Below are 13,737 nucleotides of genomic sequence, written 5' to 3'. Positions count from 1 at the left end.
CATGCGGCGGAAGTCGTTCTAGGACGACTAGACAACGGTACGGGCGGCCCGCACCACGGTCAAACTGATACCCATACGCGACGAACCTGCACTCGTCCAGACGACACGCCGCATCGTCTGGACAACCTGGGGAAATTCGCTTGTAAGCACCCGCCAAGGCTGCTAGCGTCACCGCGGTATCGACTTTTCCACAAGGGCCGCCTCAACTCTCGAGTTCGCATTCACACCGTGTGGAAAACCCTGTGGACGTGTCGGGAGGCATTTGAATGAGCGACGGCCAGGAACCCAGCCCAGAGGAACATCTCCACCGAATCTGGCAGGGGGCCGTCGACACATTGTCGCCGGGAGCCAAGGTCTGGGTCTACTCGGCCAAGCCACTCACGCTCCACAACAACATCCTGATCGTGGCTGTCCAGGACGACCTGACTCGCGCACAGCTGGAGTCTCGCGTGCGCCCCGCACTGGAGCACGCCATCAGCACTGCACTCCGTGAGGAGACCCGGCTGGTCGTCACTATCGAGCCCACCCTGCTCGACTTTGATCAAAGTCCACAAGACGACATGTCGACAAATAAACCCAATCGGTTTGCCGCCGGTCACGACCTCGACGACGAAGACGATGACGCGCAGGACGAATTCGTGCCGAGCTGGGCCGAGCGCAAGACCGGCCCGCCACGAATCGGCAGTGTCGCCGAGGCCCGCCTCAATCCGCGTTACCTGTTCGAGAACTTCGTCATCGGTTCATCCAACCGATTTGCCCACGCTGCTGCCGTCGCTGTTGCCGAGGCACCAGGCAAGGCATACAACCCGCTCGTCATCCACGGTGAGTCCGGACTGGGCAAGACCCACCTCCTGCACGCCATCGGTCACTACGTCCTGAATCTCTACCCATCCTCGCGCGTGCGATATGTCAACAGCGAAGAGTTCACCAACGACGTCATCAACGCCATCCGGGAGAACCGCACCGCCGCACTCAAGCGCAAGTATCGTGAGATCGACGTGCTGCTGGTCGACGACATTCAGTTCCTCGAGGGCAAGGAGTCGACGCAGACCGAGTTCTTCCACACGTTCAACGCCCTGCACAACGAGAACAAGCAGATCGTCATGACCTCCGATCGGCCACCCAAGAACCTCACGACACTGGAGGATCGGCTCCGCAATCGCTTCGAATGGGGATTGACCACCGACGTCCAGCCTCCCGATCTCGAGACCAGGATCGCGATCCTGCGCAAGAAGGCCGCGAACGAAAAGCTCACGGCACCAGCCGATGTGCTTGAGTTCATCGCCAGCAAGGTGCAGACCAATATCCGCGAGCTCGAAGGTGCGCTCATCCGCGCCACGGCATTCGCGAACCTCAATGGCACGACGGTCGACCTGCAGCTGGCCCAGATCGTGCTCAAGGACCTGATTGCCGAGGGCGAGGAGCCTGACATCACGGTCGGCATGATCATGGCGCAGACCGCGGCCTATTCCGAGTTTTCGATCGACGACCTGTGCAGCACCAACCGCAGCCGCAATCTGGTGCTCGCGCGACAGATCGCGATGTACCTCTGCCGTGAGCTCACGGAGATGTCACTGCCCAAGATCGGCCAGGAGTTCGGCAATCGGGATCACACCACCGTGATGCACGCCGACCGCAAGATCCGCAAGCTCATGGCCGAGAAGCACGCTGTCTACAACCAAGTCACCGAGCTCACTGCGCGCATCAAGCAGCAAGCACGCCAGTCATGACCCATGGATGGCCGAATTGGACCATTCACACCTGGGGACGACGCTGTGGGAACACCCACCAAACCCGTGGACATCTTCGGAACCGTTGTGAACGGTGTGTGAACGCACCATGGACGTCCACAGGACCTTGTAGTTTCGGGCCCTGTGGAACCACAAGTAATCCACCAACGAAAAGCCCGTCTCGTCAGCACGAATCCGGGTTTTCCACCGAATCCACAGACGCTACTACAACTACTACTCTTCTTTATCTCCGCAAACCCCGCAGAAGTCACGTCGTGCCTTGTGTGTGGATAGCGATTTCTGTGGTTCCCCTGGTTGCCCCCCGTCGCGCATCCCGTGGCAGGATTCATCACGACGGCTCCCGTCCCCGGAAAGGCTTTCTTACGTGAAATTCCGCATCGACCGCGACACGCTCGCCGACGCCGTCGCCTGGACAGCGCGCAGCCTGCCCAATCGTCCGAGCGTCCCGGTCCTCGCAGGACTTCTGATCGAAACCGCCGCGGACGGCCTGACCTTGTCGGGATTCGACTATGAGACCTCGACCCGAGCCACGTTGCCGGCGGAGGTCAGCGCCGATGGTCGAGCGCTCGTGTCGGGACGCCTCCTGGCAGAGATCGTCAAGTCACTTCCGGCCAAGCCCGTCGACGTGTCGCTGGACGGCACCAAGGTGCAGGTCGTGTGCGGCAACGCTCGATTCAGTCTCCAGACGATGCCGGTCGAGGAGTATCCACAGCTGCCCGCCATGCCGACAGCCTCCGGCACGATCAAGGCCGACGACTTCGCCACTGCGGTCTCGCAGGCCAGCGCGGCCGCTGGACGCGACGAGATGCTGCCGCTGTTGACAGGAGTACGACTCGAGCTGGAGGGCTCGAAGATCTCCCTGATGGCGACTGACCGATTCCGCGCCAGCCTGCGCGATCTCGAGTGGTACCCCGAATCCAGCGATCTGTCGGCGCAGGCCCTCGTGCCGGCGCGGGTTCTCAACGAGACGGCACGCTCGCTGACCTCGGGCGGTGACGTCACGATCGCCGTCTCCTCGGGCGAGTCCGGGGATGGCCTGATCGGTTTCGAGGGGGTCGTCGGCAACGGCACCCGGCGCACGACGACCCGGCTGCTCGAAGGTGACTTCCCGCGCGTGCGCCAGCTGTTCCAGGCCCAGGCCGAGACCGTGGCGTACGTCGAGACCCAGGCATTCGTCGACTCGGTCAAGCGCGTCGCCCTGGTGGCGGAGCGCAACACGCCGGTACGCCTGAGCTTCTCCGACGGGCAGCTGTTGCTCGAGGCGGGAAGCGGTGATGAGGCCCAGGCCTCGGAGTCGATCGAGGCGACCATCAACGGAGCCGACATCTCGATCGGTTTCAACCCCACGTACTTGCTGGAAGGTCTCGCGGTCATGTCAGATCCGGTCGTGCACCTGTCCTTCACCCAACACACCAAGCCTGCAGCAATCTCAGGAGTCCAGGAAATCGGAGCCGACCCGGACGTGGCCTTCCGCTACCTGATAATGCCGGTACGCCTGCAGAGCTGACGAAGGGAATCGTGACGAGCATGAACATCGGAATCGTGGGACTCGGCAAGATGGGCGGCAACATGCGCACCCGACTGCGCAACGCCGACGTGACAGTCGTCGGCTACGACCGCGATCCCGATCTCAGCGATGCATCGTCCCTGGCCGACATGGTCGACCAGCTGCCGAGCCCCAAGATCGTCTGGGTCATGGTGCCCTCGGGGGACATCACTCGAGCGACTGTCGAGGAGCTCATCGAGCTGCTCGACGAGGGCGACGTCATCGTTGACGGCGGCAACTCCCGCTGGACCGACGACGAGAAGCACGCGGCCCTGGCGGAGCAGCAGGGCATCGGCTACGTCGACTGCGGTGTGAGCGGCGGCGTGTGGGGCCTGGACAACGGTTATGCCCTGATGGCCGGCGGCAGCGCCGAGGACATCGCCAAGGTCCAGTTCGCCTTCGACGCGCTCAAGCCAGAGGGCGACTCGGGATTCGTGCACGCTGGCAGGGTCGGCGCCGGACACTTTTCCAAGATGGTTCACAACGGTATCGAGTACGCCATGATGCAGGCTTACGCGGAGGGCTTCGAGCTGCTGGAGAAGGTCGACATGGTCGACAGCGTCGCCGAGGTCTTCAACTCGTGGCGGACCGGCACGGTCGTCCGCTCGTGGCTGCTGGACCTGCTGGTCAAGGCACTCGAGGAGGATCCGGGACTGTCGAAGGTGCGTGGTTACGCGGAGGATTCCGGCGAAGGTCGGTGGACCGTAGAGGCCGCGATCGACAACGCGGTGCCGATGCACACGATCGCCGCCTCCCTGTTCGCCCGGTTCAGCTCTCGTCAGGAGGAGTCGCCGGCCATGCAGGCTGTCGCTGCGATGCGACAGCAGTTCGGTGGTCACGCCGTGCGCGCCGCCGAGGAGGCTGGAATGAGCCCCGCCGACGCGGATCCCTCGGATCCCGTCTAGGCGTGTACGTCAGCCGCCTCACCCTGCACGACTTCCGGTCCTACACCTCGGTCGAGATCGATCTCGACGCCGGCGCGACCGCATTCATCGGATCGAACGGTCAGGGCAAGACCAATCTGGTCGAGGCGATCGACTACCTCTCCCGGCTGGATTCGCACCGCGTCTCGGGTGATGCGCCGTTGGTGCGAGCGGGTGCCGAACGGGCCGTCGTCAGGGCCGATGTCGTTCGGGGCTCGCGCACGGCTCTGCTGGAGCTGGAGATCACGCCCGGCAAATCCAATCGAGCGCGGGTCAATCGCGCCGCACTGACCCGCACCCGCGACATCGTGGGAGTCCTACGGACGGTGATGTTCTCGCCCGAGGATCTTGCGCTGGTCAAGGGCGATCCATCGGACCGCCGCCGATTCCTCGATTCGTTGCTGGTGCTTCGGACACCCCGCCTTGCCGGCGTACGGGCTGACTACGATCGCGTGCTCAAGCAGCGCAACACCCTGCTCAAATCTGCACGAGGTCGCCGCAACGTCGAGATTGCGACTCTGGACATCTGGAGCGAGAACCTGGCGCGGACCGGCGCCGAGCTCGTCTCCCAGCGGTTGCGTCTGCTCGACGCTCTGGCGCCGCACCTCATCGAGGCCTACGTCCGGGTCGCGGCCGACTCCGCCCCGGACCGCCGAAACGTCACCGCGACCTACCGATCCTCGCTCGACCTGCCCCCCGAGCTTCGTGACCAGGACGCCATCGAGGAGGCGCTGACCGAACAGATCAGCAGACGGCGACAGGACGAGATGGATCGCGGCATCAGTCTGGTCGGTCCGCACCGTGACGAAGTCACGCTCATGATCGGCGACCTCCCGGCCAAGGGCTACGCCAGCCATGGCGAGTCGTGGTCACTTGCCCTTGCGCTGAGGCTGGCGTCGTTCGAACTGCTGCGCGAGGACGATGACGACCCCGTTCTGATCCTCGACGACGTCTTCGCCGAGCTCGATCAGGGCCGGCGGCAGCAGCTCGCCGAGCTCGTCGGCGACGCCGAGCAGGTGCTGGTCACCGCTGCCGTCGCGGACGACGTTCCGGCGGCGCTCAAGGGTCACCGGTTCAACGTCGCCGCCGGGGAGGTCGTCCGTGACTGAGCCCGACGAGCCGATCAAACCCGAGGACGGCCTTGGCCTGGCCCGTGACATCGCCAACTCCTATCGCGGCAAGGCCAGCGCGGTCCCGCCGTCTGGCAAGCGTCGCGTGCGGCCAGCCAAACCATCGCGCGACAAGCGGGACGAGCCGAGTCCGCTGTCCGATCTGCTCGGTCAGGTCGTGAGCGAGCAGGGGTGGGAGGGCAAGCTCTCCGATCAGCGGATCTTCACCGACTGGACCGCACTCGTCGGCCCAGAGGTTGCGCAGCACGCCCAGGTCGAGGCGTACGAGGACGGTGAGGTCCACGTCCGAGCGGCCTCGACCGCGTGGGCGACCCAGCTCAAGATGCTGGCCCCGCGCATCGTGGCCAAGCTCAACGAGCAGCTCGGCGACGGTACTGTGCTCCGCATCATCGTGCGCGGACCACAGGCTCCGTCGTGGAAGAAGGGTCCTCGCTCCATCCGCGGTGCCAGGGGGCCTCGAGACACCTACGGGTAGGCCGTTCGCCGACCAGGCTCGGGAAGCGGCTGAGTGGAAGGCGCCGCGGGACTATTCGGCGGGTGAGATCGCCGCGGCGGCCGCGACGAACGCGGCCGTGACTGCCGTGACCGCTCCCAGAACCAGTGACGCCTCGAAGAAGCCAACCCAGCCGTAGGCGGGGCGAACCCCAATCACGACAAGGGCCGCAAGGCCGGCGACGCAGCCGATCAGCGCACTGATGAAGGAACCACCGACCGGTTGGCGCGGTCCGTGGATCACCGCCGCGACGATCCCGGTCCACAGCAGGCTGACTGCCAGCGCCGCCACGACGTCGGCCGGGCGGTGCCAACCAGCAACGATCGTCGAAGCACCCGCCAGGGTGGTGGCGAAACCACCCGCGGCCGCGGCCGTGGGACGTAGAACGCCGGGCACCACGAGCAGCATCGCTCCGGTTGCGCTCGCGACGACTGTCGTGTGGCCGCTCGGTAGACTGTTGAGCACGCCGAGGCCGAAGTCCGGCCGGTCCAGCACGAGCTGCTTGAGCAGCTGGGTCGAGATGTTCGCACCGACGATCAGCACCCCGGCGGCCACCGCGAGCCGGGCCTTGCCGCGAAACAAAGCGATGAGCACGACGCCGGCGACGACCAACGCGATTGCTCCGATCGAGACGTATCCGAGCCAGCTCAGCAAAGTCAGCTGCGCGTCCCGACCAGCCACGACCGTCGTCATGGCGGTGTCATCCCACCGCTGCCCCTGGGATGACTCCAGCGCAATTCGCACCATCGCGAACAGCACGAGCCCCGCCGCCACGACAACGCCGAGCGCAGGTAGCGCGGTGCCGCGACGGGCAGTGTCGGTCGTCATCCCTCTACGATGCCCGATGAGGCCCAAGACCTTCTGGCCACAGGATGCCACTGAACTCGAAATGGCGGCGATCCGGCCCTCGCGGACATACCCGTGGTCGGCGGCGGGTCTCCTGCCCCCTCAAAACCGCTGTTCTGTGCCTCTCAGTGCCACCTGGGGTTCGCGACGCGACGACTTAGAACGGTGGGCATCCGCTGAGACGCACACAATCGCCCGTATACTGCACAGGTGACTCAAACTCCAGATCCTGAAGCTTCATATGACGCCAGCAACATTCAGGTCCTCGAAGGTCTGGAGGCGGTTCGCAAGCGTCCCGGCATGTACATCGGCTCGACCGGAGAACGTGGTCTGCACCACCTGGTGTACGAGGTCGTCGACAACTCGGTGGACGAGGCGTTGGCCGGGTATGCCTCTCACATCGCCGTGACGATGCAGGCCGACGGCGGCGTGCGCGTGGTTGATGACGGGCGAGGGATCCCGGTCGACGAGCACCCCACGGAAAAGATGCCGGCTGTCACGCTGGTCCTCACCTCGCTGCACGCCGGCGGCAAGTTCGGCGGCGGTGGCTACAAGGTCTCCGGCGGACTGCATGGTGTCGGCGTCTCGGTCGTCAACGCGCTGTCGACGCGCCTCGACGTCGAGATCAAGCGCGACGGCTACCGCTGGACGCAGTCGTTCACGTACGGCGTGCCCGACGCTCCGCTCGAACGGCATGAGAAGACGGCCGAGACGGGCACGACGACGACCTTCTACGCCAGCGAAGACATCTTCGAGAGCACGGTCTACAACTACGAGACGCTCAAGACCCGCTTTCGCGAGATGGCCTTCCTCAACAAGGGCCTAGAGCTCGTGCTGCGTGACGACCGGGATGCCGCCCAGGATGCGGCCGAGGGCGACACCGCGGTCGACGAGGTCGAGCGCGACGCCCGGTTCCGCTACGACAAAGGTCTGGTCGACTACGTCGAGCACATCAACGTCGGCAGCAAGTCGCCGATCCACCGCGATGTCATCTCGATCGAGTCCGAGGACGAGTCCAAAGGGCTGTCGCTGGAGATTGCGATGCAGTGGAACGACAGCTTCATCGAGTCGGTCCACACCTTCGCCAACACCATCAACACGCACGAGGGCGGCACCCACGAAGAGGGCTTCCGCGCGGCGCTGACCACCACGGTCAACAAGTTCGCCACGACGCAGGGACTGATCAAGAAGGCTGCCGACAATCTGTCCGGCGAGGACATCCGCGAGGGACTCACCGCGATCGTGTCGATCAAGCTGGAGGAGCCGCAGTTCGAAGGCCAGACCAAGACCAAGCTCGGCAACAGCGAGGCCAAGTCATACGTCCAGTCGGTGCTCAATGATGAGCTGGGCGCGTGGTTCGAGCAGCACCCGGCCGAGGGCAAGACCATCGTCCGCAAGTCGATCGACGCCGCGACTGCTCGCATGGCGGCCCGCAAGGCTCGCGACCTGGCTCGCAACCGCAAGGGATTCCTGGGTGGCGGCGGCCTGCCGGGCAAGCTCGCCGACTGCTCCTCGCGCAACCCTGAGGAGTGCGAGGTGTTCATCGTCGAGGGCAACTCCGCCGGTGGCTCTGCCAAGGGTGGCCGCGATCCTCGAACCCAGGCGATCCTTCCGCTGCGCGGCAAGATCCTCAACGTCGAGAAGGCTCGGATCGACAAGATCCTGCAGAACGCCGAGGTCCAGGCGATCATCTCCGCGCTCGGCACCGGCGTGCACGAGGACTTCGACATCGACAAGCTCCGCTATCACAAGATCGTGCTGATGGCCGACGCCGACGTGGACGGCCAGCACATCTCGACGCTGCTTCTGACGTTGCTGTTCCGTTTCATGAAGCCGTTGATCGACGGAGGCCACGTCTACCTCGCGCAGCCGCCGCTGTACAAGATCAAGTGGAGCAACTCCACCGACGAGCTCGCGTACTCCGACTCCGAACGCGACGCGATGCTCAAGGCTGGTGCTGCCGACGGCAAGCGGCTGCCCAAGGAGATCGGTCAGCAGATCCAGCGTTACAAGGGTCTGGGCGAGATGAACGACAGCGAGCTGTGGGACACCACGATGGACCCGGCCAATCGCATCCTCCGCCAGGTGACCCTGGAGGATGCCGCGATGGCCGACGAGATGTTCACGATCCTCATGGGCGAGGACGTCGAGCAACGCCGCTCGTTCATCCAGCGCAACGCCAAAGACGTCCGCTTCCTCGACATCTGATCTGACAGGGCATTCACATGACAGAGACCACGCCTCCCGAGCACGACCGGATCGAGCACGTCGAGCTGCAGGACGAGATGCAGCGTTCGTACATCGACTACGCCATGAGCGTCATCGTGTCGCGAGCGCTCCCGGACGTGCGCGACGGCCTCAAGCCAGTGCACCGACGCGTTCTCTACGCGATGTTCGATGGCGGCTACCGACCCGACCGCGGCTTCTCCAAGTGCAGCCGCATCGTGGGTGACGTGATGGGCCAGTACCACCCGCACGGCGACACCGCGATCTACGACACCTTGGTGCGTCTCGCCCAGCCGTGGGTCATGCGCGCGCCGATGATCTCGGGCCAGGGCAACTTCGGCTCGCCGGGTGACGACGGTGCAGCCGCGATGCGCTACACCGAGTGCCGCCTCGCCCCCATCGCGATGGAGATGGTGCGTGACATCAACGAGAACACCGTCGACTTCCGTCCCAACTACGACGGACGCTCACAGGAGCCGACGGTCCTGCCGGCACGCATCCCCAACCTGCTGGTCAATGGTTCTGCGGGCATCGCGGTGGGCATGGCGACCAACATTCCGCCGCACAATCTGCGCGAGGTGGCCGAGGGAGCGCAGTGGGCCCTGGCGAATCCCGACGCGACAAAGGAAGAGCTGCTCGAGGCCATGATCGAGCGCATCAAGGGCCCGGACTTCCCGTCCGATGCGTTGATCGTCGGGACCAAGGGCATCGAAGACATGTACCGCACGGGACGCGGCTCGATCATGATGCGGGCCATCGTGTCGATCGAGGAGGACACCAAGGGCCGCATCCAGCTCGTCGTCACTGGGCTGCCGTATCAGGTCAACCCCGACAACCTCATGCGGAAGATCGCAGATCTGGTCAACGCCGGACGTCTGCAGGGCATCTCGGACCTGCGGGACGAGACCTCGTCGCGCGTCGGCCGGCGCATCGTGATCGAGATCCGCAGGGACGCGGTCGCCCGGGTCGTGCTGAACAACCTCTACAAGCACACCGAGCTGCAGACCAACTTCAGCGCCAACATGCTGGCACTTGTCGACGAGGTGCCGCGGACACTGACACTCGATGGTTTCGTGAGCAACTGGATCAACCACCAGATCGAAGTCATCCAACGGCGCACCCAGTATCGGCTCGACGAGGCGGAGGCGCGCGCCCACATCTTCCGCGGCTACGCCAAGGCGCTGGACGCGCTCGACGACGTCATCGCACTGATCCGCCGCAGCCCGACCGTCGACGAGGCACGCAGCGGGCTCATCGCGCTGCTGGACATCGACGAGCTGCAGGCCAATGCGATCCTGGAGATGCAGCTGCGTCGCCTCGCAGCCCTGGAGCGGCAGAAGATCATGGACGAGCTGGCAGAGCTCGAGACCAAGATCGCTGACTTCAAGGACATCCTTGCCAAGCCGGCGCGCCAGCGTCAGATCGTGTCCGACGAGCTGGCCGCGATCACCGACAAGTTCGGCGACGACCGCCGCTCGCAGATCATCCCCGCGGACGGCGACCTGTCGGACGAGGATCTGATCCCGGACGAAGAAGTGGTCGTCACGATCACCAAGGGTGGCTACGCGAAGAGGACCAAGACCGACCTCTACCGGGTCCAGAACCGAGGCGGCAAAGGTGTCCGCGGTGCGGCACTGCGCGGCGACGACATGGTCGAGCACCTGTTCTCGACGACCGCCCATCACTGGATCCTGTTCTTCACGACAGCGGGCCGGGTCTACCGCGCCAAGGCTTACCAGCTCCCCGAGGCGGGACGCGACGCCAAGGGTGGCCACGTCGCCGGGCTGTTGTCGTTCCAGCCGGACGAGGACATTGCCCAGGTTCTGGCCATTCGGGATTACGAGCAGGCGCCCTACCTCGTGCTGGCGACCAAGAAGGGTCTGGTCAAGAAGACCCGACTGGGCGACTACAACAGCCCGCGTCAGGCCGGAGTCATCGCGATCAACTTCCGCGACGAGGACGATGAGCTGATCGGTGCCGAGCTGGTCACTCCGGACGACGACTTGATCTTGATCTCCCGGAAGGCTCAGGCGATCCGCTTCCGAGCCGACGACGAGCAGCTCCGCCCGATGGGGAGGGCAACGTCCGGCGTCACGGGCATGAAGTTCCGTGGCGAGGACTCCATGTTGTCGATGTCGGTGATCCGGCGCTCCGCTGGAGCGCTGGAAGCCGACGAGGTGCCCGAGGAGGACCAGCTGTTCGTCTTCACGGTGACAGACGGAGGCTTCGCGAAGAAGACCCCGGTCGAGCAGTACCGACTGCAAGGTCGCGGCGGACTCGGCATCAAGGCGATGCAGATCACCGAGAATCGTGGTGAACTGGTGGGCGGTCTCGTGCTTGTCGACACCGATGACGTGATCTCGGTGACGGCAGGCGGCCAGGTCACTCGGAGCCTCGTCTCCGGTGTCAATCCCACCGGGCGTGGCACGATGGGAGTGAGCTTCGTGAAGTTCAAGGGCAGCGATCGGGTTGTGACGATTGCACGCAACGCAGAGCTCCCGCAGGATGAGGCGCAGATCGAGGCGACGTCGACCGACGAGGATCAGGACCAGTGACCAAAGACGACAAGCAGGACCCGAGCCCGACCCCGGGTTCCGCCGCTGGCGACACTGCACGGACCCAGGCAATCCCTCTATCGCCCAACGGTGCGGGTTTGCCGGCGAGCAAGACCGGTCAATCAACTGATAGCAGCCAGACGGACAAGGGGCGCCCGCGGGAGTCCGCGTCCTCCCGGCCCGAACGTCAGGACGGTCCGTCGCAGCCGACGGATCAGACCGACTCCGGAGACGACGAGTCGACGAACCGGACCCTGACGGCTGCGGACTATGCCCGCACGACGAAGCAGTCGGCCTCCACGACCGCTGTCATCCCTGCCGTCAGGGAAAGGATCGACAAGCTCAAGGACAAGAAGCGTTCGACCCCCCCGGTTGCGCCAGCGGTGACCGGCTCGGGTAGGCGGGCGAGTCTGCGGCTGACACACGTCGAGCCGTGGTCGGTGACTCGGCTCGCGTTCGCGATCTCGGTCGCCATGATGATCGTCGCCGTCGTCGCGGTCACGATCTTCTGGGTGGTCCTGGAGGCGACAGGAGTCTGGGACCAGATCAACGGCAGTGTGACATCGGTGCTGAGCGACGACTCGTCGAGCTTCAACATCACGGACTATCTCGGCTTCGGACGCCTGGTCGGACTGACCCTGGTGCTGTCGGCGATCAACGTGATCCTGTTGACCGCGATCGCCACGATCGGTGCTCACCTGTACAACCTCGCGGCTCAGCTCCTCGGTGGAGTTGAGGTCACGTTCACCGAGCAGAAGTAGTGACCCCTCCCCGTTTTGGGAGACCGTGGGCGGTGCGGTAAAGTTCACCGCTGTTGCGGGCGTATAGCTCAGCTTGGTTAGAGCGCTTCCCTGATAAGGAAGAGGTCCGAGGTTCAAGTCCTCGTACGCCCACTCACTAGGAGGTCCGCATGAAGAAAATTCTCGCCCTCGGGCTGGCAATTGCCGGAGTCGTCTGGGCGCGTGGCCAGTCGAAGAAGCAGCCCGTTGACACGTGGGCGGCGGCCAGCGACCAGGTCTGACCCGTGAGACCAGCACCAGCACGGGGCCGTGGCGCAATTGGTAGCGCACCTGCTTTGCAAGCAGGGGGTTAGGGGTTCGAGTCCCCTCGGCTCCACCACAGAGAACCGTTGCGAGAGCAGCGGTTCTCGTCGTTCCAGGACATTTCGGTAGGGCGGATCCGTCGACTCGTGGGGGACTGACGGGGGAAGCGCCCATTCTTCATCGCCTGAGTCGTAGACAGTCGGCCAGGTGGTGTCGTGAGAGAGCGCTAGTGCCCGATCATGCCGAGAGTCGGGCGGCCGTGCTTCATCCCCGATGCGTTTCGGTCCGGAGCCAGAGCGAAGCGTGCGCTGGTTGCACGGTGGCGTTGACCGCGTCGAGCAAGTCGGCGCCGAGCATGGAGAGGTCTATCTCGTCGCGAAGCCTTGCGCTGAAAGTCCCAACGATGAGTGCCGCGTCGTACCGACTCCGGAAGAATCGTCGGTCCACCACCCGCTGGATGCGGGTCCGCGCCGGTCGGAACATCGCCGCCACAGCCAACGTCGAGGCCGCGACCGCGAGTCCTGAGCCCTTTGTGATGCCGTTGAGTGCGAGCTGAAACAGCAGCACACTGCCGACGTATGTGCCCGCAAGAGTCGCCGTCAGCAAGCCGTACACGAGCGCCCGATTGATGACCAGGTCGATGTCGTAGAGCCGGTACTGGCGGATCGCCGCTGCTGTCGCCATCGGGAGGCCCATCACGCTGAGCATCATGGTTCCGTTCGCTATCTCCTCCCCCACGAGCCCGTAGGCCGCAGTCATCACCGGGATGGTCACCGCTGCAGTTGACCCGGCGAAGGCAATCCATTTAATCTGCCGGCGCTGCTCACCTCGCGCACTCCGGAACCTACGCACCAGCGACATGGCCGAGCCCACCACCCCGACCGCGATCGCCAGAACCGCGCTCAGCTCGAAGAGCTCGCGCGCTGCGCCCTCGATCGCGTAGGGGCTCCGGAGGGTGGGGTAGTCCTCTATCGGTCCGGGACGGATGACCCCCGCGATCAAGTTGCCGACGATGCCGAACCCTGCGCACCAGGCGATCGACCGCCAACGAGGCGACAGCAGCCTGCCGTCTGGGAAGAGCAGCAACAGGAACGTCGCGGGCACCAGGATGAAAGGGACCCAGGAGACCTGGCCGTACGCCGCAGCCGACTTCGCAACCATTGCCGATCCGTCGCCGGTGATCAGCCAGCGGTCGACATACGACCCGGCCATCGAGCTGACACC

At 64.7% G+C, this 13,737-nt stretch carries 10 protein-coding genes and 2 tRNA genes; 10 read left to right on the top strand and 2 right to left on the bottom strand.

Annotated features, from left to right (window positions below):
• The first annotated feature begins 266 nt into the window (after positions 1-266).
• From dnaA to WB461_RS03575, 5 genes are all read left to right on the top strand, one after another.
• The gene (gene dnaA / locus WB461_RS03595) at positions 267-1,730 is read left to right on the top strand and encodes a chromosomal replication initiator protein DnaA (RefSeq protein WP_423851350.1); all 1,464 of its coding nucleotides are present in this window, start codon (positions 267-269) and stop codon (positions 1,728-1,730) included.
• A gap of 385 nt (positions 1,731-2,115) precedes the next feature.
• Positions 2,116-3,258, top strand: coding sequence for a DNA polymerase III subunit beta (dnaN, locus tag WB461_RS03590; RefSeq protein ID WP_423851349.1), 1,143 nt, complete (start codon positions 2,116-2,118; stop codon positions 3,256-3,258).
• 20 nt (positions 3,259-3,278) lie between these two features.
• On the top strand, positions 3,279-4,202 hold the full coding sequence (gene gnd / locus WB461_RS03585) for a phosphogluconate dehydrogenase (NAD(+)-dependent, decarboxylating) (protein WP_423851348.1): 924 nt from the start codon (positions 3,279-3,281) through the stop codon (positions 4,200-4,202).
• A gap of 2 nt (positions 4,203-4,204) precedes the next feature.
• Positions 4,205-5,329: a DNA replication/repair protein RecF gene (recF, locus tag WB461_RS03580; protein ID WP_423851347.1), complete on the top strand. Its 1,125-nt coding sequence runs from the start codon at positions 4,205-4,207 to the stop codon at positions 5,327-5,329.
• On the top strand, positions 5,322-5,825 hold the full coding sequence (locus WB461_RS03575) for a DUF721 domain-containing protein (protein ID WP_423851346.1): 504 nt from the start codon (positions 5,322-5,324) through the stop codon (positions 5,823-5,825). The genes recF and WB461_RS03575 overlap by 8 nt, the downstream gene beginning before the upstream one ends.
• A 51-nt stretch (positions 5,826-5,876) precedes the next feature.
• Here the strand turns inward: WB461_RS03575 and WB461_RS03570 are convergent, their stop codons facing one another.
• Positions 5,877-6,671: a phosphatase PAP2 family protein gene (locus tag WB461_RS03570; RefSeq protein ID WP_423851345.1), complete on the bottom strand. Its 795-nt coding sequence runs from the start codon at positions 6,669-6,671 to the stop codon at positions 5,877-5,879.
• 228 nt (positions 6,672-6,899) lie between these two features.
• Between WB461_RS03570 and gyrB the strand changes: the two genes are divergently transcribed.
• The 5 genes from gyrB to WB461_RS03545 all read left to right on the top strand — a co-directional run bounded on the left by gyrB (position 6,900) and on the right by WB461_RS03545 (position 12,589).
• Positions 6,900-8,897, top strand: coding sequence for a DNA topoisomerase (ATP-hydrolyzing) subunit B (gene gyrB, locus WB461_RS03565; RefSeq protein ID WP_423851344.1), 1,998 nt, complete (start codon positions 6,900-6,902; stop codon positions 8,895-8,897).
• A gap of 17 nt (positions 8,898-8,914) precedes the next feature.
• Entirely contained in the window at positions 8,915-11,470 is a 2,556-nt protein-coding gene (gene gyrA, locus WB461_RS03560) for a DNA gyrase subunit A (protein ID WP_423851343.1), read from the top strand.
• The gene (locus WB461_RS03555) at positions 11,467-12,231 is read left to right on the top strand and encodes a DUF3566 domain-containing protein (RefSeq protein WP_423851342.1); all 765 of its coding nucleotides are present in this window, start codon (positions 11,467-11,469) and stop codon (positions 12,229-12,231) included. Before gyrA ends, WB461_RS03555 begins: the two co-directional genes overlap by 4 nt.
• Before the next feature lie 57 nt (positions 12,232-12,288).
• Positions 12,289-12,363: transfer RNA gene (locus WB461_RS03550), tRNA-Ile, on the top strand.
• A gap of 150 nt (positions 12,364-12,513) precedes the next feature.
• Positions 12,514-12,589, top strand: a tRNA-Ala gene (locus WB461_RS03545).
• Positions 12,590-12,777: 188 nt separating this feature from the next.
• On the opposite strand, the gene WB461_RS03540 is transcribed toward WB461_RS03545, so the two are convergent.
• Positions 12,778-13,737, bottom strand: a 960-nt coding sequence (locus WB461_RS03540; RefSeq protein WP_423851341.1) for a hypothetical protein, incomplete at its 5' end; no start/stop codon positions are given.

It is taken from the genome of Aeromicrobium sp. (genome assembly GCF_049587115.1).
GTDB lineage: Bacteria > Actinomycetota > Actinomycetes > Propionibacteriales > Nocardioidaceae > Aeromicrobium.
Note: the sequence above shows the minus strand (reverse complement) of the source record. Positions and strands in the feature narration are given on the sequence as shown.